This window comes from Arthrobacter sp. OAP107 (assembly GCF_040546765.1).
Lineage (GTDB): Bacteria > Actinomycetota > Actinomycetes > Actinomycetales > Micrococcaceae > Arthrobacter.
This window is the reverse complement of sequence record NZ_JBEPOK010000001.1, coordinates 3267832-3293078: the sequence shown is the minus strand read 5'-3', so window position 1 is coordinate 3293078 and position 25247 is coordinate 3267832. Positions and strand designations below refer to the sequence as shown.

Below are 25247 nucleotides of genomic sequence, written 5' to 3'. Positions count from 1 at the left end.
CATAGGCGCCCGCTTCCGCGCACGCGGAAGATCACGCCACGGGTGCGGGACCCGCCGTTTTCAGCCGAAGGATCCACCATGTCACAGCCGTCCCTGACCCTTCCTCCCACGGACCGGAATGCTGTCCGCCGGCGCAGGGTCCTTGGGCTGCTCGGCGCCGCGGCCATTGCCGCCACCTTCGTCTTCCTGGTCCTCACCCAGCCCGCCGACATCGCCGGCGGGATCGGCAGCATTTCCTCGCTCGTCGCGCTGGGCGGCTTCCTCCTCGGCGCGCTGCTGCTGATCGTGGGCGTGCTTCCCACCCTGCCCACGTCCACCGTGGTGCTCATCCCCGTGGCGCTGGTCCTGAACATCGTGCTGGGACAGCTCATGGGCACCAGCGGCCTGCCGTTCTACCTCGACTCCATCGGCACGGTGCTCATTGCCGTCCTTGCCGGGCCTGCCGCCGGCGCCGCCACCGGTGCCCTGAGCAGCATCGTGTGGTCGTTCTTCAACCCGACAGTCCTGCCCTTCGCGGCCGGCGCCGCGCTGATCGGTTTCCTGGCCGGCGTGGCCGCGCGGTACGGGCTGTTCCGCCGGTTCTACCTGGCGCCGGTCGCCGGCTTCCTCACGGGCATTGTTGCCGGCGTGGTGTCCGCCCCGATCGCCGCTTTTGTCTTCGGCGGCACCTCAGGAGCCGGCACCGGTGCGATTGTCAGCGCCTTCCGGGCCATGGGCGACACCCTGCTGGCCGCCATCACCAAGCAGGCCCTGATTTCCGATCCCATGGACAAAGCCATCGTCTTCGCCATCGCCGCCATGCTGGTCTACGCGATGCCGCGGCGCACCACGTTCCAGTTCCCGTTCGTCCGCCGCTTCCGCGTCCTGGCCGGCAAGGAGCCGGCGGTGCGGAATTCCTGACTGCCGAACCGCCGGCCAGGTGTCCACACGCCTCAACCCGCTGACCACGCTGACGGCCGCCGCCGCCGTCCTGGTCATTACGACGGCGGCCGACAGTTGGGCCGTATCGCTCACCGTGGCAGCCGGTGCGGTGGTTCTCTCCGCCGTCGCGGGCACCGTCCGCCGGGTCCTGCTGGCCGGGGCTGCCATCATCGTGCCGTTCTGGCTTTCGCTGCTGGTGATCCACGGACTTTTCTTCCCGGAGGGGCGCACGGTGCTCGCCAGCTGGGGCCCCGCCCGGGTGACGGCCGAGGGGCTGGCCTTCGCCGTGGAGATGGGGCTGCGCACCGCAGCCTTCGTCCTGGTGCTGATGGTGTTTTCCTTCAGCGTCCGGGTTTCCCAACTGGTGGCCGCCCTCTCTGCCCGCCGCGTCCCGCCGCAGGTGGGATATGTGTTGGCGTCCACGTTGCTGCTTGCCCCGCTGGTCGCCGCGCGGATGGACAAGGTCCGCCAGGCGCAGGAGTCGCGCGGCCTGGTGGTGGGACGGGGGATCGGCAGCCGGGCAGCGGCCATCCGGCTGCAGATGGTCCCGTTGGTCCTGGGCCTGGTTCACGACGCAGGCATCCGGGCCCAGTCCCTCGACGCGAGGGGGTTCGGGAGCCCCGGTCCCCGCACCAGCTATGCGGAGGTTCCCGATTCAGCCGGCCAGGCAGCCTTCCGCATTGTGGCGGTCCTCCTTGCCTTGGCAGCGGTGGGGTGGCGCGTCGCTGAGGTGCTTTCCAGCGGGTCAGTGTCCGCCCTTTCTCAGTCCATCGGTGGCCAGGCATGATCGCCGACAGGACAGATGGGACCACGCTGCTGGCCTGCATTGACTCGTTTTCGTACCACGGTGACGCCAGCCCCGCGCTGCGCGGGGTGGGGGTGGCCGCGGCTCCCGGCACGCTGACCGCGGTGTTGGGCGGATCCGGCAGCGGAAAGTCCACATTGGGACGGCTCCTTGGTGCGTGGCTGCTCGGCGGGCGGGACGGAATGCTGGCCGGGAGCCTGCAGCTGGACGTGGCCGGAGATCCTGCCGAGGGCGGTCCCCTGTCCTTTACCGGGGCGCCGGATGATCCGCGGATCAATCCCGGAGCGTGGGCACGGCATGTCGGCTACGTGCCGCAGGACGCGGCGTCCATGCTCTCGGCGGTTCGTGGAACCGTGGAGGAGGAGCTCGCCTTCAGCTTGGAAAACCGCGGCGTCCCGCGGGCCGAGATGGTGCGGACTGTCGCCGATATTGCCCGCCGGACCGGACTCGGTGGGCTCCTCCAGCGGGATCCCGCAACGCTGTCCGGCGGCGAGCTCCGCCGTCTGGCTGTGGGTTGCGCGGTGGTGGACGGTCCCGGCGTCCTGGTCCTCGACGAGCCGCTCGAGTCCCTGGACCAGGCCGGGATCCGGACCGTCGTGGAGCTGGTCCATGCCGAGACGGCCCGGGGCACGGCCGTACTGGTGCTGAGCCAGCACGCCGATGCGCTGACCCGCGCCGCGGAGCGCTGGCTGGTATTGAAGGATGGGGAAGTGACGGCGGCCGGACCGCCGGACCGGATTCTGCAGGGTGCGGCGCTGGCTGCGTCCGGCGTCGTGATCTCGGGCGCCTGCCTGGACCCAAACCCGGATCCGGAGCCCGACGCGGAGTCCGAGCCGGCGCCGGCGTCGGCGCCGCCGCCGCCCGCTGCAGCGAGGCTTCCCCAGTCGGAAGCTGCCGCCGTTGGAACTGCTGCGGCTTTGGAGCTGGCGAATGTGGCCTTCGGTTTCGCGTCAGGCCACGTGGCTGCAGGCGACGGCCTGCTCCTGGAGGATGTGGACTTGCAGGTGATGCCCGGGGAAATCGTCGCCGTCACCGGGCCCAACGGTGCCGGCAAGTCCACGCTGCTCCGGCTCTTCAACGGCCTCTACCGCCCGCATCGCGGTGACGTCCGTGTGGCCGGGGAGTCCATTGCCGGTGTTCCCACAGGACTGGTGGCCCGCCGGCTGGGGCTACTCTTCCAGCACCCCCACGACCAGCTGTTCGAGCGCACCGTGCTCCGGGAAGTTTTGTTCGGGCTGGACCGGCTGTTCAGCACGGCGGCGCAGGAACGCGCGTGCGCAGCCTTGGCCGCCGTCGGACTTGAAGACACCGAAAGCGCCCATCCCCATGAGCTGCCGGCGTCCGGCCAGCGGCTGCTGGCCCTCGCCACCGTCCTGGCGCGCGAGCCGTCGGTGTTGGCGCTCGATGAACCGACGGTGGCCCTGGACGCGCACGGCCTCATGCGGCTCACCGACGCCGTGTCAGCGGCGGCCGGCCGCGGCGCCGCCGTCGTGATGGTGACGCACGACCTCCGGTTCGCGAGGTCTCACGCGCACCGGCTGCTCAAGCTCGACGGCGGCCGGCTCCGGTCGCACTGAGGCGCCCGTGAAGCCGCCGGTGTCCTCACCCCAGCTGCCGGTACCGAGCGCGAACGGACACTTGAGGCCCCTTCAGCAGGGTCTCAAGTGTCCTCGCTCTGTGTCAGGAGCGGGATGCCACGCCTGGGGGCAGGAACCGTTTGCCGTTGACGCGCTCCGAAGCTCCCACCCTGTCGAGGTAGGGGGTGATCCCGCCGAGGAACATCGGCCAGCCGGCGCCCAGGATCATGCAGAGGTCGATATCCTGGGGCGCTGCCACCACGCCCTCCTCGAGCATCAGCCCGATCTCCTCGGCCAGCGCGTCCTGGGTCCGGCGCAGCACTTCCTCAGCGGTTGACGGTGTGCTGCCAAAAGATAACAGGGCCGACGTGGCCGCGGGGATCTCCTGGCGGCCATCTTCTGACGCCGACCACAGGGAACGGATGTTGTTGTCGACCAGTTTCTGCAGGTTCTGCGAGACCGGGAAACGGTCCCCGAAGGCCGCATGCAGGGATTCCTGAACGTGCTGGGCCACCGGCAGTCCCACCATGGCGAGGAGCGTGAACGGCGTCATGGGAAGACCCATCGGGCGCAGCGCGGCATCAGCAACTTCGGCCGGCGTGCCTTCGTCGAAGGCGGCCGTGACTTCGCCCATGAGCCGCAGCAGGATCCGGTTGACCACGAACGCCGGCGCATCCTTGACCAGAACGGCCGTCTTCTTCAGGCCCCTGGCGAGTTCGAAAGCAGTGGCGATCACGGTGTCGTCGGACTTTGGTGCCCGGACGATTTCCAACAGCGGCATGACGGCCACGGGATTGAAGAAGTGGAAGCCCACCAGCCGCTCCGGGTGCCGCAGGTCGGCGGCCATGGCCGTCACTGACAGTGAGGATGTGTTGGTGGCGAGGATGCAGTCCGGCCGGACGATGGCCTCAAGCTCGTCGAAGACCTGCTTCTTGACGTTCAGCTCCTCGAAGACGGCCTCGATGACGAAGTCGGCGTCCGCGAACGGCTCCTTGGAGACCGACCCTGTCACGAGGGCCTTGGCCGTCGTGGCTGCGTCGGCGCCCAGCCGGCCTTTCGCCACCAGCTTGTCCACTTCGTTGTGAACGTAACTGACGCCCTTGTCCACCCGGTTCTGGTCGATGTCGGTCAGGACCACCGGAACAGCGAGTTGGCGGGCGAACAGCAGCGCGAGCTGGCCGGCCATCAGGCCGGCGCCGACCACGCCGATCTTCCTGACAGGCCGCGCGAGCCCGCGCTCCGGTGCACCGGCGGGCCGCTTGGCCCGTTTCTGGACGAGTTCGAGGAAGGCGTAGACGGTGGCGCGGAACTCGTCCGTTTGCATGAGGCCGGCCAGCGTTTCGCATTCGAGTGCGGCAGACTCGGCCTGGGTCATGGTGCGGTTCGCCGCCATGATGTTCAGTACCTCTGCCGGCGCGGGGGAAGCGTTGGAGGTTTTGGTTTCGACGACGGCGCGGCCGGCAGCGATGGCGTCCGCCCAGCGCGCGGCGACTCCGGGGTCGGCGGGATCGACGGCGGCGGGCCGTTCGGGTGCTGTACCTGAAACTGCGGTGCCGGCGACAACGCGCGCAGCCCAGGCGACCGACTGCTCGAGGAAATTCTCCGGCTCGAACAGCGCATCAGCGATGCCGAGTTTGAAGGCTTCCGGGCCGGACAGCGTGCGGTTGTTATTCAGCGGGTTCTCGATCATCACCTTGACCGCATTCTCCGGTCCGATCAGCCGCGGCAGAAGGTACACGCCGCCCCATCCGGGCACCAGACCCAGGAAAGCCTCGGGAAGCGCCAGCGCGCCGGCGCCCGTGGACACGGTGCGGTAGGTGGACTGCAGGGCGACCTCCAGTCCGCCGCCCAGGGCCACACCGTTGATAAAGGCGAAGCTGGGAACGCCCAGGTTGGCCAGTGTGGCATAAACGTCGTGGCCCAGCTGGGCCATCCAGAGGCCATGCTCCCGCTCCTGCAGCTTTGTCACCGCGGAGAGGTCGGCGCCGGCGACGAAGAAGTTCGGTTTGCCGGTCACCCCAACGGCCGCAATCTCGCCCGCGGCCGCCCGCCCGCGGAGTCCTTCAAGGACGATGCCCAGTTCAACGAGGGTATTGGGGCCAAGCGTGGTTGGTTTGGACGGGCCCAATCCGTTGTCCAGGGTGATCAGGGCCAGGACGCCGGGGCTGGTGCGGCCTTCTGCAGCGGGGAGTTCGATGTCCTGCACGGAGGAATGAGTGACCGCCTCATCAGGGAAGAGATCGGCAAGCTTGCGGAATTCAGCGGCGCTCATTCTGTGGCTCCTCATTGAGACTGGCATGCGGTAGATGACTCGGCATTGCTGGACGGCAGGACCAGCAAGGGCGGGCACCCGTGAACCCAACGTTACTCGTGAGTAATATCGGCTGCAAGCGCCGGGGCGAGGCATGCCCCATGGCCGTCACGCTTTTGAGGCGGGTGGCTTCTTAGGCGGCTGTGGATGAGGACCAGTAGGGCCAAGGATCTGCGGGCAGCGGTGGTTCAGGGCCGTCGAAAGCCATCAGGCTCTCAATATCGTCAAGGTTGTCGGGGGGTTCTGAAGGCTCGGGGCACTGGTAGCTTTGAAAACCGCCCAGCCCAGGGTAGCTGCCGAACCCGTTGAAGCGATCCGGCAGGTTCGGATGATCTGGCGGCTCGGGACAGTCTTGAGCAGGTGCTGATCCGGTCGAGTCTCGGCCGCGTGGTGGCTCCGGCCAGTTCTGGACTGGCGGTGGTTCTGGCCAGGTGGGTGGTTCCCAGTCCTGGTGCTCGGCCGGGTAGGACCGTCCCTTGGGTGAGATCCAGCCCGGTGGGGTGTCGCGGGTGGCGCCGACTGGTTGCCACGCTGTGGTGTGTTTGAGTCTGTGGTGTTTGGGGCAGGGTTGGCCGAGGTTGGCGGCCCCGGTGCCGCCGCCGTCGGTCCAGGCGAGGATGTGGTCGGCGTCGTTGTCCAGGGAGTGGTTGTTGCAGTTGGGGAATGTGCACTTGGCGTCGCGGAGCCGCAGCCATTGGCGCATTGGTTTGGTCAGCCGGTAGCTGGTGCGGCCGATCTCCAGGGGTGCACCGTCGCGGGGGTCGGTGAGGACCCGGAGGAATGAGGTTGCGCCCTCGGCGACGAGCCGGCGGGCCATGGACGGCGGGATCGGCCCGTGCCCGTCGAGTGTGGCCGGTTCCCCGGACAGGCCGAGCAGCGAAAACACCGGCACGGTGACCAGGACCTGCGCCGCCGGTGACGGCACACCACCGGGCAAAACGGAACCAGCCGATACCGACTCTGCGGACCCGGCCGACTCGGATCCAGTGGACGCGGAAACCGCGGGCGGGAAATCTGTGGAAAGCGATCCACCTGCCTGCACAGACCCTCGGGGCCCGGCCAGCTCCGACCCTGTGGCCGGGTCGTCAGCCGGGCCGCCCACTTCCGGGGCTGGGCCGAGCAGCCATGCGGCGGCGGCATCGACGCGGAGCTGGGTCAGGGTGCGGGTTTCGGCTGGGCCCTGCATGGCACGGGCGGCGGTGGTGGTGCGGTTCCAGATCCCGGCGGCCTGGTCCGCGGGCAGATACGCGGACAGCCAGGCCATGCCGTCCCGGTCCGGGGCATACTCCAGCCGCCGGTCCTGCACACACCTGTGGTGGCGTTTTTCGATGCTGACCGGGTGATGCCGTTCCCGCCAATACCGCGCCTTGGCCCGGAACCTCGCCGGCGTCAGCTCCCCCGCCGGGCAACCCCGCGCATACCCGGGTGCGTCCGGGTCCAAAAAATGCGCCTCAAACGCCGCCGCCGCTTCCGGTCCCAGCCCCTCAGTTTCGTCGCACATGATCCGCCCGTGCTGCCACGAGAGCGTCCCCGCCCCGAGCGCGGCCAGCGCCAACGGCAGATCCCGGGTGAGTTTGGCGGATTCGACCAGCAACCGTCCCGCCGACCCTTCGCTGACGGTCAGCGCACACGCCACCTCAGCAGTCAGTGACATCTGCCGGACGGTGCGGTCCTGCCCGGACGCGCCCGGCGGAGTCATGGCCTCCTCCGCCGCGGCGAACCCGGCGGCGAGGTGCACCTTCACCGCCGCCAGGCGGGCCTCCATCGCAGTCACACCGGCCAGACCCTCCAGGCACGCATCCGCCAGATCCCCCAAAGGATCCACCGCACCAGGCAGCGGACCCGGACCAGCCACCCGTTCCAGCCCAGCAGCCAGCGAAAGAGCAGAGGCACCGATGGCCTCCAACGTCTCCGCAACTACTGCGCTATCCATATTCACAGCATGACAGGGGGCTACGACAATATAAGGGCGGAAAGCACGCCCCATACGGACCGGACCGAAGAATCTTTTTGAATGAAAACTGGGTAGCAGATCAAGGGGCGCACGCCCACTGACGCCTCCCGCGCATCACAGCGCTGCTCAGGCGGCCTCCTATGCGGGGGAGGACTCCTTCGGTTCCCTGGCTTCCTTGGGCGGAAGCGGCAGGGGGTTGAGGAACGCCCCCGTGATCAGCGGCGCCACCAGTCCCACCTGCCACGGCCGGGCACCGAGCTCGCGCAGTTCCTCGGCAATGGCGGCTTCACTTACGTCCGCCGGCGGCCGCCATGCGACGCGGCGAAGGAAGTCCGGGGTCAGCAGGTTTTCGAGCGGAAGCTTGAGCTCGTCCGCCTTCTCCTGCAGCAGCGGCCGGGCGGTCTGCAGCCGCTCGGCGGCGGCAAGGTCGCGGTCGGCCCAGACCCGCGGTGGCGGCGGGGCGTTGGTGGGCAGGTGGAGCGGGGGCAGGTCTTCGAGCGCCCTGGCGGCGGCGATGCACCGCAGCCAGCGCGGGGCCTCCCGCTGCGCAGCCCGGCCGTGGAATCCCTTGGTGCCGAGCAGTTGCGGGACGGTCGTGGGCATTGCCTTGGCCGCGGCGACGAGGGCGGAGTCGGGAATGAGCCGGCCGGGGGCCACATCGCGCTTCTGGGCCAGGGCATCGCGTTCCAGCCACAGCTCCCGCACCGCGGCCAGCTGGCGGCGGTCCCGGATCTGGTGCAGTCCGGACGTCTTGCGCCAGGGGTCCACCCTCGGCGCGGCGAGGCCGGCCGACAGGATCGCGGCGAACTCCTGCTCGGCGTATTCGAGTTTCCCGTCCGCTTCGAGCAGTTCGATGAGTTCCTCGCGCAGCTCCGTCAGGACTTCGACGTCGAGCGCTGCGTACCGGAGCCAGGGTTCCGGCAGGGGACGGGTGGACCAGTCTGCCGCCGAGTGCTCCTTGGCGAGACCGAAACCGAGCAGTTGCTCGATCACGGCGGCGAGGCCGACACGGGGAAGGCCCGCCAGGCGGGCCGCCAGTTCGGTGTCGAAAAGCTTGTCGGGCCACATGCCCAGTTCCGACAGGCAGGGGAGGTCCTGGCTCGCGGCGTGCAGGATCCATTCGACACCCTGCAGGGCATCGTTGATGATTCTCAGGTCCTCGAACGGCTCGGGATCGATCAGCCAGGTGCCGGAACCTTCCCGGCGGATCTGCACGAGGAATGCGCGCTGCCCGTAGCGGAAGCCCGAGGCCCGCTCCGCGTCCACGCCTGCAGGGCCTGTGCCCGCTGCAATTGCGGCGGCGCAGCGTTCCAGCCCGGCCTGGGTTTCGATGACCAGAGGCACCCCGTCGCGGGGGGAATCGAGATCGATGACAACGGGGACCCGGCTGTCAAAGCCTTCCACCGTTATATGGGGTGTATTTTCAGCAGCCGGAGCGCCGGCTGTGGTGTTATCCGGATTTTGAGGGGTCATGATGACCCTAGTTTACCGGCAGCAGGCCCAAGGGCAGTCCGGAACGGCACGGGCCGCCGTCGGAACCGACGGCGGCGCTTGGCCAATGCCACTGTGAATAGACGAAACGAGGCCGGGCGAACAGGGCCTAGGCGAACGCCGCCCACATGTACTCAGCTCAGGCGAAGAGGCCCTCCCCGATGAAGCCGCCCTGCCTGACCCCGGGCGGCACGGCGAAGAGGCCGGAACCCGTGTGTTTGAGGTATTCCAGGGCCAGGACGTCCTGCTTTGCCATGGTCATTTGCATCGGCACGTAGTGCGTCCGCGGGTCCTTGACGAAGGCAATGAAGAACAGCCCGGCGTCGAGGTGGCCCAGCCCGTCCGAGCCGTCGGTGTAGTTGTACCCGCGGCGGAGCATCCGCACGCCGTCGTTCTGGTCCGCGTGGGCCAGACGGACGTGGGAGTCCATGCCGATAAGCGGCTCGCCGTCGTTGCCCTTGATGGCGAAGTTGGGGGCGGTGAACTCCTTGCCGCCGGACAGCGGTGCACCTTCTCCTTTGGTCCGGCCGATCAGGCCTTCCTGTTCGCGGAGTGAGGTACGGTCCCAGATCTCGATATGCATCCGGATGCGCCGCGCCACCAGGTAGCTGCCGCCGGCCATCCAGGCCTCGCCTGCCCGGGATCCGGCGCCGGCCCACACGTGCTCGTCGAGCAGGGCGGTGTCCTCGGCCTTGAGGTTGTTGGTCCCGTCCTTGAAGCCGAACAGGTTGCGCGGGGTCTGCTGCGTGCGCGACGTCGACGACGTCCGGCCGAAGCCCAGCTGGGACCAGCGGACGCGGGCCTTGCCGAAGCCGATGCGGGCCAGGTTGCGGATGGCGTGCACGGCCACCTGGGGATCGTCGGCGCAGGCCTGCACCACGATGTCGCCGCCCGTCCGGGCCGGCTCCAGCGCATCACCGGGGAAGTGCGGCAGATCGATCAAGGCATCGGGACGCTTTCCGCCAAGGCCGAAGCGGGCCTTGCGGTCCTTCTCGAACAGCGAGGCGCCGAAGCCAATCGTGAGCGTGAGCCGTCCGGCGTCCAGGTCCAGAGCCTCGCCGGTGTCCTCCGGCGGGGCGTCGTAGGGGCCGTCGACGGCGCCGGTGGCTCCGGTGGTGCGGCCGGCGGTCATGGCCTCAGCGGCTGCGGTCCAGTCCTTGAGGAGTTCGATCAGCGCCGCACGGTCTTCTGTGGTGACGTCGAATGCCGCCATGTGGAGGCGGTCCTGCGCAGCGGTGGTGATCCCGGCCTGCCGGTCGCCGAAGAAGGGGATGACGGAATCGTTGGCGGCCGGCGGCGCTGCCGCGGCCGCGATGGCGTCGTGGCCGAGCAGGCCTGCGGCGATGCCCGCCACCGCTCCCGCACCGCCCACGCCGGCCAGCCCGAGAAGTCCGCGCCGGGACAGGCGGCGAGTGACGCCGTCGGTCGTCTCCGGTGACGCTACGGAAGACTCGGAGTGCGCATCGGCTGGCGGCTGCTGGCCGCCGCCGAAGGGGCAGCCGCTCACAGCACCACGGCCGCGGTGAGCTTGGACAGCGGCTCGCCGAGGGCATCCACCAAGGCGCTGAGCTGCTGGACCTCATCCTTGCTCAGCTCGTTGTAGTAGGCGAAGCCGTCGCCCTTGGCATGTGTCTTCAGCTCAGCCTGCAGGGCACTGAATTTAGCGTCGAGGTCCTTGGCCAGCGCGGCGTCCTTCTGCTCAAGTGCGGGCTTGAGGTTCTCGAACGCGATCCGGGCGCCGTCCACGTTGGCCTGGAAGTCCCAGAGATCGGTGTGCGACCAGATTTCCTCCTCGCCGGTGACCTTGCCACGGGCCACCTCATCCAGCAGTTCCTTGGCGCCGTTGCCCAGCTTGTCCGCGCTGAGCTCCACGGTGCGGGTGCGGGTGCTGAGTTCGCCGGTGTCGGCCACCAGCTGCTTGGAGATTGCCGAGCGCTCGGCAGCGGTCAGCGCCTTGTAGCCGGCAGGCGGGAACAGGTCCTTCTCCGCACGGTGCCACCCGGTCCACTTCTGTCCCGGCTCCAGGTCCGCCTCACGGGCATCAAGCTTGGGATCGAGATCCCCGAAGGATTCGGCCACGGGTTCGATCCGTTCCCAGTGCATGCGCGTGGCGGCGTACAGGCTCTTGGCCTTGGCGGCATCGCCGGCGGCGTAGGCAGCGGCGAATTCCCTGGTGCCGGCCACCAGCTGCTCGGTCTGGTCCTTGACGTAGGCCGTGTACTGGGTGACTCCGGTGTCCACCAGCTTCTGGTGGTCGGCGTCAGCGGTGGCCTGCTTGCCGGAGTCCTTGACGGTGAAGTCGGCGCGAATGCCGTCGCCCTGCATTCCCGGCTTGCAGGCGGTGGTGTACTTGCCGGCCGGCGCGGTGAGCACCAGGTTGCGGGTGATCCCGGGGCCGATGTTCTCCACCTCGGCCACGATCCGCAGGCCGTCTTCTGCGAGCACGTAAAACTCGGTGACCTCGGCGCCGTCGTTCTTGACGGCGAAGGTCAGGTTCCCGCTCGGGGCAACGGCTGCGGAAACTTTGCACTCGGTATCGGTGCTGGTCACCTGGATGGGTCCGTCGGTTGCGCCGGTCGCGTTGGCGTTTGCGTTGTCGGTGCAGGATGCGAGGGCCAGCGGGAGGACTGCGGTGGCTGCCACGACGGCGAGGCGGGCACCGGCAGTGCGGCGGGTTTTGGGCGAGGTCAAGCCTGGCATGTGGATTCCTTGGAGGTGTGGGGCTGTTGGGGATGCAGCGGGGTTTGGGGGCGGTGTTTGGTTGAAGCAGGCGCTGCCGGTCGGGAAGCCGCCGGTCAGGAAAGTGTCCGTTAGGAAGCTGTCCGTCAGGAAGCGATGGCGGCAGTTGCGGCAGGGGTTTCCGCCGCCGGCCGGAGCCGGCGGCGGAAGTTGGCGCGGAGGTAGCAGAACATGACGGGGACGGCGTACAGGACCCAGGCGGTTGCCTCCAGCCACGTGGTGGCGGGGGAGAAGTTCAGGGTCCCCTTCAGCAGGGTGCCGTACCAGGACGACGGCGGGACGGCGGCTGAGACGTCGAAGGCGAGGCTGTGCAGCCCCGGCAGGATGCCGGCCTCCTGCAGGTCATGGACGCCGTAGGCGAGGACGCCGCCGGCGATGACCACCAGGGCCACGCCCGTCCAGGTGAAGAAGCGGGAAAGGTTGACCTTCAGGACGCCGCGGTGCAGCAGGTACCCGAGCCCTGCTGCCACGGCGAGGCCCAGGAGGGCGCCGGACAGCGGGGTGCCGGATTCGCCGCTGGCCTGGGCTGCGGCCCACAGGAAGAGTGCTGTCTCCAGGCCTTCGCGGCCGACGGCCAGGGCCGCGACAAGCACCAGGCCCCAGGCGGCGCCGTCGGCCACGCCGTCAACGCGGGAGCGCAGTTCGCTGCCGAGCGTGCGGGCGGTGCGCGCCATCCAGAAGACCATCCAGGTGACCAGCCCGACGGCGACGATGGACAGGCCACCACCGATCGCCTCCTGCGCTTCGAAGGTGAGGCCGCGCGGGCCGAAGGTCAGCAGCGCGCCGAAACCAACGGACACGGCGACAGCGATTCCAACTCCGGCCCACAACCGGGGGAGCAACGCACGCCGGCCGCTCTTGGTCAGGTAGGCCATCAGCAGGACCACGATGAGCGTCGCCTCGAGGCCCTCCCGGAGGCCGATGAGGAAGTTGGCTGTCATGTAACGCACCTTCTGCCGGAGGAGCCCGTCTTAGGCTCACCTAAGCACGGGACTTTACACGGCCAAGGCGATTAGGCAAAAGAATCGTGCCGTAATTACTGCGGAAATTACTCCACCGGTTGGGGCAGCACTGTTTTGGGCAGGAGAGAGCAGTGCCGGCGGTGCAATGTAGAGCAGTCCCGGGGCTGCGCTCAGCTGCCGCGATATGCTCAGCTGCAGCGCTATGCGGGCAGCGCCTAGTTGCGGCGCCGGCGAGGAAGTGCGGAGACGCCGTCGGGCAGCGGCGGAAGGCCGGCGAAGGTGCACACCATGTCCGACCACGCCTCGAGGTGGGCCTGGACGTCGGCGCCGGCGGGAGTCCATGAGGCACGGAGTTCAATGTCGATCGAGGCCGGCCGGTCCACCAGCGTTCCGAAGCTTTCGGACAGCACACGGGTGGCCGTGCCGCCGGCCGCGCGATAGGGGGCGTTGTGGGTTTCCAGTGCTTCCACGAGCCAGGTCCAGGCTACCGAGCCGAGCATTTCATCGTTGCCCATCTCGGCATCCAGCTGTGCGCGGATGTAGGTGACGATCCGGAATTCGCCGTCCCACACAGCGGACCCGTCGGGGTCGTGCAGCAGGATGAAGCGCCCGGTGGCGAGTTCCTCGCCGTCGTCATCGTCTGCCGTGGAGGCCGCGGAGCTTCCGGCGGCGGCCGACCTGGCCAGCGCCATGGCCGCCGGACCGTGGACCGGTGAACGGTCCACGGTACTGCTGGACTTGCCGCCGCCCGGAATTATAACCTCCGCGCCGAGGGCGACGGCGAACGGCGCCAGCCGGGCCGGCGCCGGGATCTCGTCGAGGCGCAGCTCGCTGCGGCAGCGTGCTTTGCGGAGCGTTCCCAGCGCATACAGGAAATTCGCGGGAACCTGGGCAAGTGCGTTCACAATGGCAGGGTACGCATTGAAAACCGCCGGTTCCGGCAGGCTCGCCGCCTGCTCACGCAATCCCGCGCATGTTACTGGCCAGACCCGTGCCTGGCGACTTCGGCCTTGATGGCCGCCACGAAGGCATCGACGTCCTCCTCGCTGGTGTCGAAGGAGCACATCCAGCGGACCTCGCGGGTGGCCTCGTTCCAGTCGTAGAAGCGGAAGGACTCCCGGAGCCTGTCCGCCACCCCCTCGGGCAAAACCGCAAAGACGCCGTTGGATTCCGTTTTCTGCGTGGGCTCCACTCCGTCAATCCCGTCCACCGCGGCCCGCAGCCTCGCGGCCATGGCGTTGGCGTGGCCGGCCGAACGGAGCCACAGGTCACCCTCGAGCAGGGCGATGAACTGGGCGGACATGAACCGCATCTTGGAGGCGAGCTGCATGTTCATCTTTCGCAGGAAAAGCAGCCCCTGGGCAGCGTCCGGGTTCAACGCCACCACCACCTCGCCGAACAGGAGCCCGTTCTTGGTTCCGCCGAAGGACAGGATGTCCACGCCGGCGTCGCGCGTGAAGGCCCGGAGGGGAACGCCCAGGTGCGCCGCCGCGTTGGCCAGCCGCGCGCCGTCCATGTGCAGCTTCATGCCCTTGGCATGGACGTGCTCGGCGATTGCCCGGACTTCATCCGCCGTGTAGCAGGTGCCCAGTTCGGTGGTCTGGGTGATGGAGACGGCCAGCGGCTGGGCCCGGTGCTCGTCGCCCCAGCCCCACGCCTCACGGTCAATGAGCTCCGGTGTCAGCTTGCCGTCCGGCGTGGGAACCTGCAGCAGCTTGATGCCGCCGACGCGTTCCGGTGCCCCGTTCTCGTCCATGTTGATGTGCGCCGTCGACGCGCAGACCACGGCACCCCAGCGCGGGAGGAGCGACTGCAGGGACAGCACGTTGGCACCCGTGCCGTTGAACACCGGGAAGCACTCGATGCCCGGCCCGAAGTGTTCCTCCATCAGCTCCTGCAGGCGGGCCGTGTAGGCATCTTCGCCGTAGGAAACCTGGTGCCCCTCGTTGGCGGCGGCCAGCGCAGCCAGCACCTCGGGATGCACCCCCGAGTAGTTGTCCGAGGCAAAGCCGCGCACCGAGGCGTCGTGCAGCCTGGACAGGGTGCCGCTGGCGGCAGTTTCAACTGTTGTTGTCATCTCGTTGGTCACGCTTTCAGTCTAGGTAGTTGGTGCGCTGTGTGTACTTGCAGCACTCTGTGCGGTTGCAGCGCTGGCGGGCTCCGGGGCCAGCATCAGCCGCTGCCCGTTCAGGTCCGCGGCCGGCCGGCTAAAGAGTCCGACGGCGGCCGCCGCCAGCTGCTCGACGTCGGTGTAGCCGGGGAACTTCCGTTCCGGTTGCTTGCTGCGCATGCCTGCGTCCACCAGCGCCTTCACCACGAGGACGACGGCGGCGCTGTGCTGGGCGCCGTCGGCTCGGCTGGTGGGGGCTTGGCTTTCACGGCGGAACCCCTCCGCCACGGCCATGGTCCACGCTTCCGCGGCCGCTTTGGCCGCCACGTAGTTGGCGACGCCGGCGGCGGGACTGTCCACCGCCGTCGAGGACACCATGGCAAACCGTCCGCAGGGCGAGGCGGCGAGGTCGTCGTAGAAGACCCGGGTCACGTTCCGGAGCGTCGTGACGGCACTGCGCTCAAGGAAATCCCAGTCCTCGTCGGTCTGGCTGGTGATGCCCTCCGCGCCGCGCCATCCGCCCACCAGGTGGATCACGCCGTCGATCCTTCCGGCCGTGCGCGCGAGCTCCTGCTGCAGTCCACGCACGGCGGCCAGGTCGCCGAGGTCGCAAACGAGCGGGATGGCGCCGCCCGCCGTTTCCGCAGCAGCCTCGATGCGTGCCTTGTCCGAACCGACGCTGTAGACGGCAAAGCCGGCCTGCAGCAGGGCACGGGCGGCCGCGATGCCCGACGGTCCGCTGCCGCCCGTAACCAGCACGCGCAGTGGGCGGTCATCACTCAGGCCGGTGCCGGCCACGCTGGGGTCTGTCATGCCGCCGTCGCCGCCGGACCGTCCACCGGCAGCGCAGAGTCTGAGGAACCGGTAATGCCTGCGGTGGACTCGATGACTGGGCGCATCTTCTTTTCGAGGGCCTCGTAGAACATGGACAGTGGGAACTCGTCGTCCAGGACCTGGTCGGTGAGCCCGCGCGGCGGCCCGTCGAGGGGGAGGGCGTCCGGCCCCTTGGCCCACACCGAAGCAGGGTTCGGCGTGACGGTGCCGGAGATCAGCTCATACGCTGCCAGCCAGTGGGCGGTCTTGGGCCGGTCGATGGAGCGCCAGTACAGTTCCTCGATCCGGGCACCCAGCTCCACGACGACGCCGGCGACGTGCTCCCAGTCGATGGTCAGGCGGCTGTCGGTCCAGTGGAGGACGCGGTGCTGGTGCAGCCACGCGAACAGCAATTGGCCGCCGAGCCCGTCGTAGTTGCGCACCCGGCTGCCGGTGATGGCGAACCGGAAGATGCGGTCGAAAATGACGGCGTACTGCACGAGCTTGGCGTGCCGGCGGGCTTCCGGATCCGCGGTCTCGTCCTTTTCGATCTTCACCGATTCCCGGAAGGCCGTCAGGTCGCAGCGCAGCTCCTCCAGGGAGTACAGGAAAAACGGCATCCGCTGCTTGATCATGAAGGGATCGAACGGCAGGTCCCCGCGCATGTGCGTGCGGTCGTGGATCAGGTCCCACATGACAAATGTTTTTTCGGTGAGCTCCTGGTCCTCGAGGAGTTCGGCAGCCGCTGCAGGCAGTTCCAGCGAAGTGATGTCGGCGGCGGCCCGCAGGACGCGGCGGAAGCGTGCGGCTTCCCGGTCCGCGAAGATGGCGCCCCAGGTGAACCGCGGCGTCGCCCGCACGCCCACGGTTTCGGGGAACAGCACTGCGGAGTTGGTGTCGTAGCCAGGAGTGAAATCGATGAACCGGATCGGCACGAACAGCCGGTTCGAGTAGTCGCCCTGTTCCAGGCCAGCAATGAAGTCGGGCCACACCACGTCGATGAGGACAGCCTCCACGAGCCGGCTGCTGCTGCCGTTCTGCGTGTACATGGGGAAGACCACCAGGTGCTGCAGGCCGTTCTCGCGGTCCGTCTGCGGCTGGAAGGCCAGGAGGGAGTCGAGGAAGTCGGGCACACCGAACCCGTCCCTGGCCCAGCGGCCAAAGTCGCGGCACACCAGATCCAGGTACAGGGAATCGTGGGGGAACGCCGGTGCCAGCGCCTCGGTGGCAGTGACAAGGGCTTCGACGTGGCCCTGCGCTGCCGCGTGGAGGGTCTGGTCTGGAATCGAACCGTCCTGCACCTGGAGCTGCCGCAGGGCAATAGCCGCGGCCTTGAGACGCTGCCATTCCGGGTGTTCTGCGGAGATTCGGGCTGGTGCTGTGTGTACGGTTACGGTCATCGCTGGCCTCGCCTTTCGGGTTATCTGAGCTTCTACGGCGAGCGTAGCAAGCAGACAGGCTTCCTAATCGATCAAAGGCTCGAGCATAAGAAACTGTAGCGCTCGAGGCTGTCCAAATAACCCCTAGGCGCAGCGCCCGGCAACCTCAGGGGACAAGCCTCAGGGCTGGGCATCCCCGGCGGCCGGAACCAATTTCAGTGAGATGGAGTTGATGCAATACCGCTGGTCGGTCGGGGTTCCGTACCCTTCACCCTCGAACACGTGCCCGAGGTGCGAGTCGCAGTTGGCGCACCGGACCTCGATGCGGTCCATGCCGAGGGTCCGGTCGTGGATGTACCGGACGCGCCCTTCGGCCAGCGGGGCCCAGAAGGACGGCCAGCCGCAGTGCGAATCGAACTTTTCCTTGCTGGTGAACAGTTCTGTCCCGCACGCCCGGCAGTTGTAGACCCCGGCGGTGTGGGTGTCCCAGTATTCGCCGGTGTACGGGCGTTCCGTGCCGGCCTGGCGCAGCACGTGGTACTCCTCCGGAGTCAGTTCCTGCCGCCAGTCTTCGTCGGACCGGCTGGTGGCGGGGGTTGCCGCGGAGTTGGTGAGTTCGGATTTTTCAGGGGTGCTCATAGTCGGACCAACGCTCAAGAGTCCCCGATAAATCCCGAGCCGGCGTACAGGTGCAGCACCGGAAGCCCCAGCTTGTCCTGCGCCCGGTTGGCCCAGTCGGTATGGAAGGTGTCCGACACGGCATGTGGCCTGGTGATGACGACTGCCTGGGCGGCCCCCAGCTCCTTGACCTTGGCCACGAGGCCGTTCACGGCGCCGCCTCCCACCACCTCGCCGGCAACTCCGCCGCCGAGGCCTTCGAGTGCGCTGACCGAGGTGGCGAGCGTGGCGTCCGCGGCTGCCCGTTCCTCCGCAGGGTCGGGGGCATGGGAGGTCAACTCGCGGAAAGCCTTGGCAATGTCCAGCATCGAGAGGTTCTCGAGGAAATCCACGAGCAGATGCCGTTCCGTGTTGGCCGGCACCAGCACAACCAAGGGCGCGTCACCCCCGTCCACCAGGCGTTCAATGTTCACGCGGTCGTCCGCACCCAGCGGCTCTTCAGTCAGAATGACGATTGGATCGCTCATGGCATCAGCCTAGTCCCGCCTGCCAGTGGCCGCATGTATTTGGCCCGCACGCATTTGCTCCGCCCGCCGTCGGCCCGAATGTGCCGTAACGGTTAGGATCCGTCAAGATGGGAGTCATGGATTCCGCGCAGGCCGCTTTGACAACCCCGTCCGCTTCCCAGGGCAATGCAATGACCCTGAGGGCGAAGTGGACACTCGGGGGAATCATCGCCGGCGGCAGCGCGGCTGCCCTGCTCGGTGCCGGATCATCCGCCCTCGCGCTCTACTTTGCCCGCCGCGTGCTCACCCCCGCCCGGGTGCGGGCGGCGGACCAAGAAATCCTGGCGGTCATCAGGGAAGGCCGGGACCTGCAGGTCATCCTCGCGGCCACACCGGAGACAACACACAATGGCGTGTACAGCCTCTTCTTCGACGCCGGTGCCGGGCATGCCCGGATCGGCAGGATCCTTTCCTATTCCCCGGCCGAGCGCACCGTGCTGCGCGAGGTGGAGGCCGTCTACAGCGGCAACCTTGAATCCGCGGGGCGCGGCTGGTGGGGTGGCGCCACGTACCAGCATCCCTCCGACGTCGGGCTGGCCTCCGAGGACGTAGCCATCAAGGTCGAGGGCGGAACAGCCCCCGGCTGGCTGATCCCGGGCGATGCCGGCGCTGAAACCTGGGCCATCATGGTCCACGGGCGCGGGGCCACCCGGCAGGAGTGTCTTCGTGGAGCGCGCGTGGCCCACGAGCTCGGACTGCCCAATCTCCTGGTTTCCTACCGGAACGACGGCCTGGCGCCGGCAGCATTCGACGGCCGGTACGGGCTTGGCTCCACGGAGTGGCGGGACATCGACGCTGCCATCGCCTTTGCCCTGGGCCGCGGCGCCCGGGAGGTTGTGCTCTTTGGCTGGTCGATGGGAGGGGCCATCTGCCTGCAGACCGCGGACCTGTCGGAGCACAGGCACGTCATCCGGGCCATGGTGCTTGATGCGCCCGTGATCGACTGGGTGAATGTGCTGGCCCACCATGCGGAGCTGAACCGGATCCCCTCGGCCGTTGGCCGGTACGGCCAGCTGATGATGGGGCACAAGGTGGGCCGCCGGCTCACCGGGCTGGCTGCGCCAGTGGACCTGAAATCCATGGACTGGGTGTCGCGTGCCGTTGAGCTCCGGACGCCGACGCTCATCATCCACAGCGTGGACGACGAATACGTTCCCTACCAGCCGTCGGCCCAGCTCGCGGAAAAGAACCCGGAGATGGTCACGTTCGAGCCGTTCGAAGGGGCTCGGCATGCCAAGGAGTGGAACGCCGATCCGGCCCGCTGGGAAGGCCTCGTCCGGGCGTGGCTGCAGCAGCAGCTGGCGCCACGCCGGAACCCGGGCCAGCCGGAACCGGGTCAGCCTGCACCCGTCTAGCCTGACCCCCGTTCAAGGTGTGCCTGGGAGGCTGTTCCGATCGTGGCTGTGACGGCCTTGGTGAGGCGCACCAGGTCGCGGGGATCCAGTTCGATGTCCAGGCCGCGCCGGCCCCCGGACACGAGGATGGTGTCCAGCGCGAGGGCACTTTCGTCGATGACGGTGGGGGAGGGCTGCCGCTGCCCCAGGGGCGAAATTCCGCCCAGGACGTAGCCGGTGCGACGTTCGGCCGCCGCCGGATCCGCCATGGCGGCCTTCTTGCTGCCCAGCGCAGCAGCTATCGCTTTCAGGTCCAGGCTTCCGCTGACAGGCACGACGCCGACCGCCAGTTTGCCGTCCACCTCCACCATGAGCGTCTTGAAGACCCTTGCCGGGTCGATGCCCAGGACCTCGGCCGCCTCCATGCCGTAACTGGCTGCGGCCGGATCGTGGCTGTAGGGGTGCAGGTTAAAGGAAACGCCCGCCGCAGCCAGTACGGCTGTGGCAGGCGTTCCCTGCGACGTGTTCTTGCGCGCCATCCGGTCCGGTGCCTAGGCGTAGAGCCGGGCCGCGGCGGCCACCTTGCGCTTGATGCGCCCGAGCATCGCGGTCATGCCGCGCATGCGCAGCGGCGTGATGGCGCGGGTCAGGCCGAGCAGTTCCGGCATATCGTCGGGAACGGCCAGGATCTCCTCGGCGGTGAGGCCGTCCAGACCTTCGTGCAGCACTCCGGCGAAACCACGGGTTGTGGGGGCCTCCGGCGGCGCCTTGAAGAACAGCCGGAAGGCGGGGGAACCGCCGTCGTTCTTTTCCATCTCTATGGTGAGGAAAAGGGGTGACTGGCATTCCACCACCTGCTCCAGCAGCTCGGGGTGGTTGTTCAGGCGCTCCGGAAGCTCCGGCAGGCCGCGGGAAAACTCCAGCAGGAGCTGCAGCCGCTCGGGCTCGCTCAGTGCCTGGAAGTCGTCGACAATCTCCGCCAGGGCGGTGGGAAGTGCTTGAGTACTCATCACTTCCAGCTTACGCAGGTTGTCCCCGTCCGCCGCTTTTTTACGGCGGAATTACCGTGCGGCAACTGCCGGCACCGAGCCGCGTTCCGCGCCCTTGGCAATCGGGACGCGGACAGCGTTGCCCCATTCGGTCCAGGAGCCGTCGTAGTTGCGGACGGTTTCGAAGCCCAGGAGGAACTTCAGCGCGAACCAGGTGTGGCTGGAGCGTTCGCCAATGCGGCAGTAGGCCACGACGTCGTCGCCCTCGGTGAGTCCGGCCTCGCCCAGGTACAGCGCCTCAAGCTCGGCGCGGCTGCGATAGGTGCCGTCCTCTGCTGCCGCCCGTGCCCACGGGATGGACGCCGCGGTGGGAATGTGGCCGCCGCGCAGCGCGCCTTCTTCGGGGTAGGCGGGCATGTGGGTGCGCTGGCCGGTGTATTCCTCGGGGGAGCGGACGTCGATCAGCGGCTTGCCCAGGTGGGCCAGGACGTCTTCCTTGAAGGCGCGGATCGGGGTGTCGTCGCGCTCCACCACGGGGTAGTCGGCCACGGCCGGGGTGGGGATGTCGGTGGTCAGCGCACGGCCTTCGGCGATCCACTTGTCGCGGCCGCCGTCCAGCAGGCGGACATCCTCGTGGCCGAACAGGCTGAAGACCCAGAGGGCGTAGGCGGCCCACCAGTTGGACTTGTCGCCGTAGATGACCACGGTGGCGTCGCGGGAAATGCCCTTGGCGGCGGCCAGAGCGGCAAACGCCTCGCCCTCCACGTAGTCGCGGGTTACTTCGTCGTTCAGGTCGGTGTGCCAGTCGATCTTGACCGCGCCGGGAATGTGGCCGGTTTCGTACAGCAGGACGTCTTCATCGGACTCGACGACGACGAGCCTGCCGTCGTTAAGGGCGCCGGCATCGATGGCCGCAGCCAGCCACTCGGTGGAAACAAGCCGCTCCGGGTGCGCGTAGGCGGCGAACTTCTCGTTCTGTTCAACGGGGTAGGACATGCGTATGGCCTTTCACTGAAACGGTCAGGGCAGACCGCCGGGGGACGGCGGGTCACTGCTCCAACACTAGCCACGGGCCGGTCGGAATGCTCCTGTGTGTTAACAGGACGAAATGTGTGCTTGCTCACGGCATTGCCGGCAGTAAGGCGTTGCCCGCGGGGCGGGCTGCCAATGCCGGTATTCTTGCTGGGGACAAATCACCAGCAGAATGGACCACCTTGGTACAGATCGAAAAGCTCGCCACCCGGACGCCGGCGGTGTCGGTGGATGAGCTCCTCAAAGGTTTCTACCCATCGCCCAGGTTTGGGCAGGTGTCCTTTGCAAGCTACCGGCCTGACCCGAAGCAGCCCAGCCAGGCGGCAGCAGTGAACGCGCTGCAGTCTTTCGCGGGTGGCGTCGGCGCCGGCGACGGCGGGGGACTGTTCAAGAAGCTGTTCGGTAAGAAGGACACGACCCGCGCCGGGATTTACCTTGACGGCGGGTTCGGTGTCGGAAAAACCCACCTGCTGGCCTCGCTCTGGCACGCTGCACCCGGGCCCAAGGCCTTCGGCACCTTTGTGGAATACACCAACCTGGTGGGCGCCCTGTCCTTCCGGAAAACCGTTGAGGCTCTGAGCTCCTACAAACTTGTCTGCATTGACGAGTTCGAACTGGACGATCCGGGGGACACCGTCCTGATGTCCCGCCTGATGCGTGAACTGGCCGACGCCGGCGTGAAGCTCGCGGCCACCTCCAACACCCTGCCGGGCTCGCTGGGCGACGGCCGCTTTGCCGCCGTGGACTTCCAGCGTGAAATCCAGGTCCTGGCGGACCAGTTCGATGTCATCAGGATCGACGGCGAGGACTTCCGCCACCGTGGCCTGCCGGCCGCGCCGGCGCCGCTGCGGAACAGCGAACTGCACGCCCACATGAAGGCGGAGTTTGACGGCAAGACCGTTGCCGAGGATGACTTCGGCACCCTCATATCACATCTCGCGGGCGTCCACCCGAGCCGCTACAGGAAGCTGATTGACGGTGTGGACGGAGTTGTCTGGCGGGACGTGGAAACCATCACCGAGCAGGCCGTGGCGCTGAGGTTCGTGGTGCTCGCCGACCGCCTCTACGACAAGGACGTACCGATCCTTGCCAGCGGCGTTCCCTTCGACAAGCTGTTCACCGAGGACATGATGACCGGCGGCTACATGAAGAAGTACTTCAGGGCGGTTTCCCGGCTTACCGCGCTGGCCCGCGAAGGCCAGAACCACGAGCCCTCGTAATTTCTCCGGAGACACGAAAGGTGCCGGCGCCGCCTCTCGGCGGGACCGGCACCTTTTTGACGTTTTGGGGCGAAGCCCGGTAAGTCCTGGCTACGGAGCCTTCTCAGCCGGCGGCACGCTGTCCGCCGGTCCCTGCGTTGGCCTCTCATTGGCTTTGTCAACGAGAGTGGAAGCGCCAGCCTGGACCTGATCTACCTGGCCGGTGTATTTGCCGCCCGTCTTGGAGTCGACAAAATCACCGGCCTTGTTGATGCCGTCCTTGATGGCCTGCTCGTTGCCGCGGATCAGACCCTGAGCTTTGCCCTTAAGATCGTCAAGTAAACCCACGAGCACCTCCCTTCAATCGCGGAGCCAGTTCGCTCCTCCGCATTCGATCCTAGCCTTGAAGGCGGTGCCTGCCAAGGAGTTCTTGACAAGTCCTGTCAAACAGTATGAGGGCAAGAAAAAAGCAGCTCCGGGGAGCTGCTTTTGTTTCGTGGGCGATACTGGGATCGAACCAGTGACCTCTTCCGTGTCAGGGAAGCGCGCTACCGCTGCGCCAATCGCCCGGAGCCGGTGAAGCCGGCGGTATCCTGGGTTCGGATCCCTAAGGATCAAGAGAGCGGACGACGAGATTCGAACTCGCGACATCCACCTTGGCAAGGTGGTGCTCTACCAGCTGAGCTACGTCCGCATTTTGAAGTTTGGCCAGGTGGCCAAACGTTCAGCTACAAGCAAGTTGCCTTGCTCTGGTGGGCGATACTGGGATCGAACCAGTGACCTCTTCCGTGTCAGGGAAGCGCGCTACCGCTGCGCCAATCGCCCATTGCATCCGGAAACACCGGAAACCATGGTTTTCACCGAGGTGGGTACGGGATTCGAACCCGTGTATACGGCTTTGCAGGCCGCTGCCTCGCCTCTCGGCCAACCCACCGTGTAGGCCTCGATTCCTGGAATCAACTTCCGGGATCCGCGCCATGACAGTGTCCTGCGAGCGGACGACGAGATTCGAACTCGCGACATCCACCTTGGCAAGGTGGTGCTCTACCAGCTGAGCTACGTCCGCATTTCGGAGCCGTGATTCCTTGCCGTATTCGGCAGTTCGTCGCGTTCCAACGAGTAAGAACTCTATAGGAGGTTCCGGGAAACTCCAAATCGAGTGCCGGGCACATGGCCGGGGAAGCCGTACTTCCTTGAATTCTAGGGAAATTTTCGAATTACAGGGGTGTAGTTCCCGAGGGCAGGGCTGGCTGGTTCCGTTTTCGTCCGGGCCTTGGGCCTTGCTCATGCACCTCGCCCGACTGACCTTTTCCGATGGTCTATGCGCCGATTTCCGTTTACCCCCAAACGTCCGCTAGCATTCAAATGCATCGGGGCGATTGGCGCAGTGGTAGCGCGCTTCGTTCACACCGAAGAGGTCACTGGTTCGAACCCAGTATCGCCCACCGATGGAAAGTCCGTTCAGCCCAGGAGATAAAACTGGGAGGGGCGGGCTTTTCTGTTTCCGCATCAATGTCTGACCCCCGTGAAAGAGTCTCACCATGACCGCTCCGCTCCTTGCCCACGCCACGGAATATGGCCGCATGTATGCCCGCTCCACCACGGAGCAGTTCACGGTTCCCTCCATTACCACCGTCATCGGGCAGCAGGCCCACGGGCTGGACGGCTGGTTCGGCTACATGGGCGCCAGCAGCCTGGCCAAGGATCCCTCCCTGCCCGAGATCCTGGGCAGCCCCGCGCGGGTGCGGCAGGCGGTGAACCGAGCGGCTAAGGCGGCCGAAACCTACCGGGACGAGGCCGCGCAGCGCGGGGACCGGGTGCATTACTACTGCGAGCAGGTGGCGCTGCGTGTGCTTGGCCGGCCTCACCAGATGAAGGAAGCCCGGGAAGCGCTGGCTTCCAACGGCGAGGAAGCCTTCGCCGCCCGCTTCGACGAGTGGTGGGAGCTGTTCCGGGTGGAGCCGATCGCTCCGGAGATCACCGTGTGGAACAAGACCGTGGGCTATGCAGGGACGCTGGACCTGGTAGCGAAGATCAACGGCCGCACCTGCCTCATCGACTACAAGACCAAGGGAACGACGCGCGACGGCCAGGTCAAGCCCCTGGACGACAAAGTGGTCATGCAGCTTGTTGCCGGGATGAAGGCGGAGGAAAGCCTGGTGGATCCGGTGGCAGGGGAGTGGGAGCCATGGCAGCACGGCGATGGCCCGGTGCTGCTCGCCGTCGCAATCGGTGAAACCGAAGTCCGGCCCGTCCGCGCCAATCCCGAAGTCCTGAAGCACCACTGGTGGAAGTTTTGTGCCCTGCGCCGGGTATGGGAAATGTCCGCGGACACTGTCAGTGCCGGACCCGCGCTGCTGCCGTTGGCGCCGCCGGTCTACTCCTGACTCCTCCGGAGTTCGACGCTCTTCCACAGTTCGACGCCGGCCGGACCAGAGGACGGGGCT

The 25247-nt window shown here is 67.4% G+C and carries 22 protein-coding genes and 6 tRNA genes; 7 read left to right on the top strand and 21 right to left on the bottom strand.

Annotation, left to right across the window (positions count from 1 at the left end):
* Positions 1-78: 78 nt before the first annotated feature.
* The 3 genes from ABIE00_RS15210 to ABIE00_RS15200 are packed head-to-tail and all read left to right on the top strand — an operon-like array spanning position 79 to position 3303.
* Positions 79-900, top strand: coding sequence for an ECF transporter S component (locus ABIE00_RS15210; RefSeq protein WP_354261602.1), 822 nt, complete (start codon positions 79-81; stop codon positions 898-900).
* A 19-nt stretch (positions 901-919) separates the two neighbouring features.
* Entirely contained in the window at positions 920-1708 is a 789-nt protein-coding gene (locus ABIE00_RS15205) for an energy-coupling factor transporter transmembrane component T family protein (RefSeq protein ID WP_354261600.1), read from the top strand.
* Positions 1705-3303 carry an ABC transporter ATP-binding protein gene (locus ABIE00_RS15200; protein WP_354261598.1) on the top strand — a complete coding sequence of 533 codons (1599 nt, stop codon included), beginning with the start codon at positions 1705-1707 and terminating at the stop codon, positions 3301-3303. The genes ABIE00_RS15205 and ABIE00_RS15200 overlap by 4 nt, the downstream gene beginning before the upstream one ends.
* A gap of 103 nt (positions 3304-3406) precedes the next feature.
* Here ABIE00_RS15200 and ABIE00_RS15195 read toward each other — a convergent pair whose 3' ends face one another.
* The 12 genes from ABIE00_RS15195 to ABIE00_RS15140 all read right to left on the bottom strand — a co-directional run bounded on the left by ABIE00_RS15195 (position 3407) and on the right by ABIE00_RS15140 (position 18207).
* Complete coding sequence (locus tag ABIE00_RS15195) at positions 3407-5575, bottom strand: 3-hydroxyacyl-CoA dehydrogenase NAD-binding domain-containing protein (protein WP_354261596.1); 2169 nt, start codon at positions 5573-5575, stop codon at positions 3407-3409.
* Between the two features lie 172 nt (positions 5576-5747).
* Entirely contained in the window at positions 5748-7547 is a 1800-nt protein-coding gene (locus ABIE00_RS15190) for an HNH endonuclease signature motif containing protein (RefSeq protein ID WP_354261594.1), read from the bottom strand.
* Positions 7548-7706: 159 nt separating this feature from the next.
* Positions 7707-9041, bottom strand: coding sequence for an HRDC domain-containing protein (locus tag ABIE00_RS15185; protein WP_354261592.1), 1335 nt, complete (start codon positions 9039-9041; stop codon positions 7707-7709).
* 157 nt (positions 9042-9198) lie between these two features.
* On the bottom strand, positions 9199-10566 hold the full coding sequence (efeB, locus tag ABIE00_RS15180) for an iron uptake transporter deferrochelatase/peroxidase subunit (RefSeq protein WP_354261590.1): 1368 nt from the start codon (positions 10564-10566) through the stop codon (positions 9199-9201).
* Positions 10563-11759: an iron uptake system protein EfeO gene (gene efeO, locus ABIE00_RS15175; protein ID WP_354261588.1), complete on the bottom strand. Its 1197-nt coding sequence runs from the start codon at positions 11757-11759 to the stop codon at positions 10563-10565. Before efeO ends, efeB begins: the two co-directional genes overlap by 4 nt.
* 125 nt (positions 11760-11884) lie before the next feature.
* Positions 11885-12739: an iron uptake transporter permease EfeU gene (gene efeU / locus ABIE00_RS15170; RefSeq protein ID WP_354261586.1), complete on the bottom strand. Its 855-nt coding sequence runs from the start codon at positions 12737-12739 to the stop codon at positions 11885-11887.
* A 236-nt stretch (positions 12740-12975) separates the two neighbouring features.
* On the bottom strand, positions 12976-13668 hold the full coding sequence (locus tag ABIE00_RS15165; protein ID WP_354263376.1) for a DUF3000 domain-containing protein: 693 nt from the start codon (positions 13666-13668) through the stop codon (positions 12976-12978).
* Positions 13669-13736: 68 nt separating this feature from the next.
* On the bottom strand, positions 13737-14837 hold the full coding sequence (locus ABIE00_RS15160) for a threonine aldolase family protein (protein ID WP_354263375.1): 1101 nt from the start codon (positions 14835-14837) through the stop codon (positions 13737-13739).
* Positions 14838-14858: 21 nt separating this feature from the next.
* A complete protein-coding gene (locus tag ABIE00_RS15155; RefSeq protein WP_354261584.1) occupies positions 14859-15683 on the bottom strand; it encodes an SDR family NAD(P)-dependent oxidoreductase in 825 nt (274 codons plus the stop codon).
* Complete coding sequence (locus ABIE00_RS15150; protein WP_354261582.1) at positions 15680-17083, bottom strand: DUF6421 family protein; 1404 nt, start codon at positions 17081-17083, stop codon at positions 15680-15682. Before ABIE00_RS15150 ends, ABIE00_RS15155 begins: the two co-directional genes overlap by 4 nt.
* Positions 17084-17242: 159 nt before the next feature.
* Positions 17243-17701 carry a peptide-methionine (R)-S-oxide reductase MsrB gene (msrB, locus tag ABIE00_RS15145; RefSeq protein WP_354261580.1) on the bottom strand — a complete coding sequence of 153 codons (459 nt, stop codon included), beginning with the start codon at positions 17699-17701 and terminating at the stop codon, positions 17243-17245.
* Between the two features lie 14 nt (positions 17702-17715).
* Positions 17716-18207 carry a hypothetical protein gene (locus ABIE00_RS15140; RefSeq protein ID WP_354261578.1) on the bottom strand — a complete coding sequence of 164 codons (492 nt, stop codon included), beginning with the start codon at positions 18205-18207 and terminating at the stop codon, positions 17716-17718.
* Between the two features lie 116 nt (positions 18208-18323).
* On the opposite strand from ABIE00_RS15140, the gene ABIE00_RS15135 reads away from it, so the two are divergent.
* Positions 18324-19601, top strand: a complete 1278-nt coding sequence (locus ABIE00_RS15135; protein ID WP_354263374.1) for an alpha/beta hydrolase family protein — start codon at positions 18324-18326, stop codon at positions 19599-19601.
* On the opposite strand, the gene ybaK is transcribed toward ABIE00_RS15135, so the two are convergent.
* Genes ybaK through ABIE00_RS15120 form a run of 3 tightly spaced genes read right to left on the bottom strand, consistent with a single transcriptional unit; the run spans position 19598 to position 21565 of the window.
* The gene (ybaK, locus tag ABIE00_RS15130; RefSeq protein WP_354261576.1) at positions 19598-20119 is read right to left on the bottom strand and encodes a Cys-tRNA(Pro) deacylase; all 522 of its coding nucleotides are present in this window, start codon (positions 20117-20119) and stop codon (positions 19598-19600) included. The two genes, ABIE00_RS15135 and ybaK, sit on opposite strands and share 4 nt — an antisense overlap.
* 12 nt (positions 20120-20131) lie before the next feature.
* Positions 20132-20590, bottom strand: a complete 459-nt coding sequence (locus tag ABIE00_RS15125) for a SufE family protein (protein WP_354261574.1) — start codon at positions 20588-20590, stop codon at positions 20132-20134.
* 51 nt (positions 20591-20641) lie between these two features.
* Positions 20642-21565: a sulfurtransferase gene (locus tag ABIE00_RS15120; RefSeq protein WP_354261572.1), complete on the bottom strand. Its 924-nt coding sequence runs from the start codon at positions 21563-21565 to the stop codon at positions 20642-20644.
* 218 nt (positions 21566-21783) lie between these two features.
* Between ABIE00_RS15120 and zapE the strand changes: the two genes are divergently transcribed.
* Complete coding sequence (zapE, locus tag ABIE00_RS15115) at positions 21784-22821, top strand: cell division protein ZapE (RefSeq protein ID WP_331574753.1); 1038 nt, start codon at positions 21784-21786, stop codon at positions 22819-22821.
* A 90-nt stretch (positions 22822-22911) separates the two neighbouring features.
* Here zapE and ABIE00_RS15110 read toward each other — a convergent pair whose 3' ends face one another.
* The 6 genes from ABIE00_RS15110 to ABIE00_RS15085 all read right to left on the bottom strand — a co-directional run bounded on the left by ABIE00_RS15110 (position 22912) and on the right by ABIE00_RS15085 (position 23866).
* Entirely contained in the window at positions 22912-23148 is a 237-nt protein-coding gene (locus ABIE00_RS15110; protein ID WP_354261570.1) for an antitoxin, read from the bottom strand.
* 149 nt (positions 23149-23297) lie between these two features.
* Positions 23298-23369 (bottom strand) — tRNA-Val (locus ABIE00_RS15105).
* Positions 23370-23421: 52 nt separating this feature from the next.
* Positions 23422-23494, bottom strand: a tRNA-Gly gene (locus tag ABIE00_RS15100).
* 56 nt (positions 23495-23550) lie between these two features.
* Positions 23551-23625: transfer RNA gene (locus ABIE00_RS15095), tRNA-Val, on the bottom strand.
* 38 nt (positions 23626-23663) lie between these two features.
* Positions 23664-23734: transfer RNA gene (locus ABIE00_RS15090), tRNA-Cys, on the bottom strand.
* Positions 23735-23793: 59 nt separating this feature from the next.
* Positions 23794-23866: transfer RNA gene (locus ABIE00_RS15085), tRNA-Gly, on the bottom strand.
* Positions 23867-24173: 307 nt separating this feature from the next.
* On the opposite strand from ABIE00_RS15085, the gene ABIE00_RS15080 reads away from it, so the two are divergent.
* Positions 24174-24245: transfer RNA gene (locus tag ABIE00_RS15080), tRNA-Val, on the top strand.
* A gap of 96 nt (positions 24246-24341) precedes the next feature.
* On the top strand, positions 24342-25187 hold the full coding sequence (locus ABIE00_RS15075; protein ID WP_354261569.1) for a cytochrome: 846 nt from the start codon (positions 24342-24344) through the stop codon (positions 25185-25187).
* Positions 25188-25247: the final 60 nt, after the last annotated feature.

What these genes read in the sequence shown, in the direction of transcription:
- ABIE00_RS15210 (WP_354261602.1), top strand. Translation starts at nt 79, where the DNA reads ATGTCACAGCCGTCCCTGACCCTTCCTCCCACGGACCGGAATGCTGTC.
- ABIE00_RS15200 (WP_354261598.1), top strand. Translation starts at nt 1,705, where the DNA reads ATGATCGCCGACAGGACAGATGGGACCACGCTGCTGGCCTGCATTGAC.
- ABIE00_RS15195 (WP_354261596.1), bottom strand. Translation starts at nt 5,575, where the DNA reads ATGAGCGCCGCTGAATTCCGCAAGCTTGCCGATCTCTTCCCTGATGAG.
- ABIE00_RS15190 (WP_354261594.1), bottom strand. Translation starts at nt 7,547, where the DNA reads ATGGATAGCGCAGTAGTTGCGGAGACGTTGGAGGCCATCGGTGCCTCT.
- ABIE00_RS15185 (WP_354261592.1), bottom strand. Translation starts at nt 9,041, where the DNA reads ATGACCCCTCAAAATCCGGATAACACCACAGCCGGCGCTCCGGCTGCT.
- efeO (WP_354261588.1), bottom strand. Translation starts at nt 11,759, where the DNA reads ATGCCAGGCTTGACCTCGCCCAAAACCCGCCGCACTGCCGGTGCCCGC.
- efeU (WP_354261586.1), bottom strand. Translation starts at nt 12,739, where the DNA reads ATGACAGCCAACTTCCTCATCGGCCTCCGGGAGGGCCTCGAGGCGACG.
- ABIE00_RS15160 (WP_354263375.1), bottom strand. Translation starts at nt 14,837, where the DNA reads ATGACAACAACAGTTGAAACTGCCGCCAGCGGCACCCTGTCCAGGCTG.
- ABIE00_RS15155 (WP_354261584.1), bottom strand. Translation starts at nt 15,683, where the DNA reads ATGACAGACCCCAGCGTGGCCGGCACCGGCCTGAGTGATGACCGCCCA.
- ABIE00_RS15150 (WP_354261582.1), bottom strand. Translation starts at nt 17,083, where the DNA reads ATGACCGTAACCGTACACACAGCACCAGCCCGAATCTCCGCAGAACAC.
- msrB (WP_354261580.1), bottom strand. Translation starts at nt 17,701, where the DNA reads ATGAGCACCCCTGAAAAATCCGAACTCACCAACTCCGCGGCAACCCCC.
- ABIE00_RS15140 (WP_354261578.1), bottom strand. Translation starts at nt 18,207, where the DNA reads ATGAGCGATCCAATCGTCATTCTGACTGAAGAGCCGCTGGGTGCGGAC.
- ABIE00_RS15135 (WP_354263374.1), top strand. Translation starts at nt 18,324, where the DNA reads ATGGATTCCGCGCAGGCCGCTTTGACAACCCCGTCCGCTTCCCAGGGC.
- ybaK (WP_354261576.1), bottom strand. Translation starts at nt 20,119, where the DNA reads ATGGCGCGCAAGAACACGTCGCAGGGAACGCCTGCCACAGCCGTACTG.
- ABIE00_RS15125 (WP_354261574.1), bottom strand. Translation starts at nt 20,590, where the DNA reads ATGAGTACTCAAGCACTTCCCACCGCCCTGGCGGAGATTGTCGACGAC.
- ABIE00_RS15120 (WP_354261572.1), bottom strand. Translation starts at nt 21,565, where the DNA reads ATGTCCTACCCCGTTGAACAGAACGAGAAGTTCGCCGCCTACGCGCAC.
- ABIE00_RS15075 (WP_354261569.1), top strand. Translation starts at nt 24,342, where the DNA reads ATGACCGCTCCGCTCCTTGCCCACGCCACGGAATATGGCCGCATGTAT.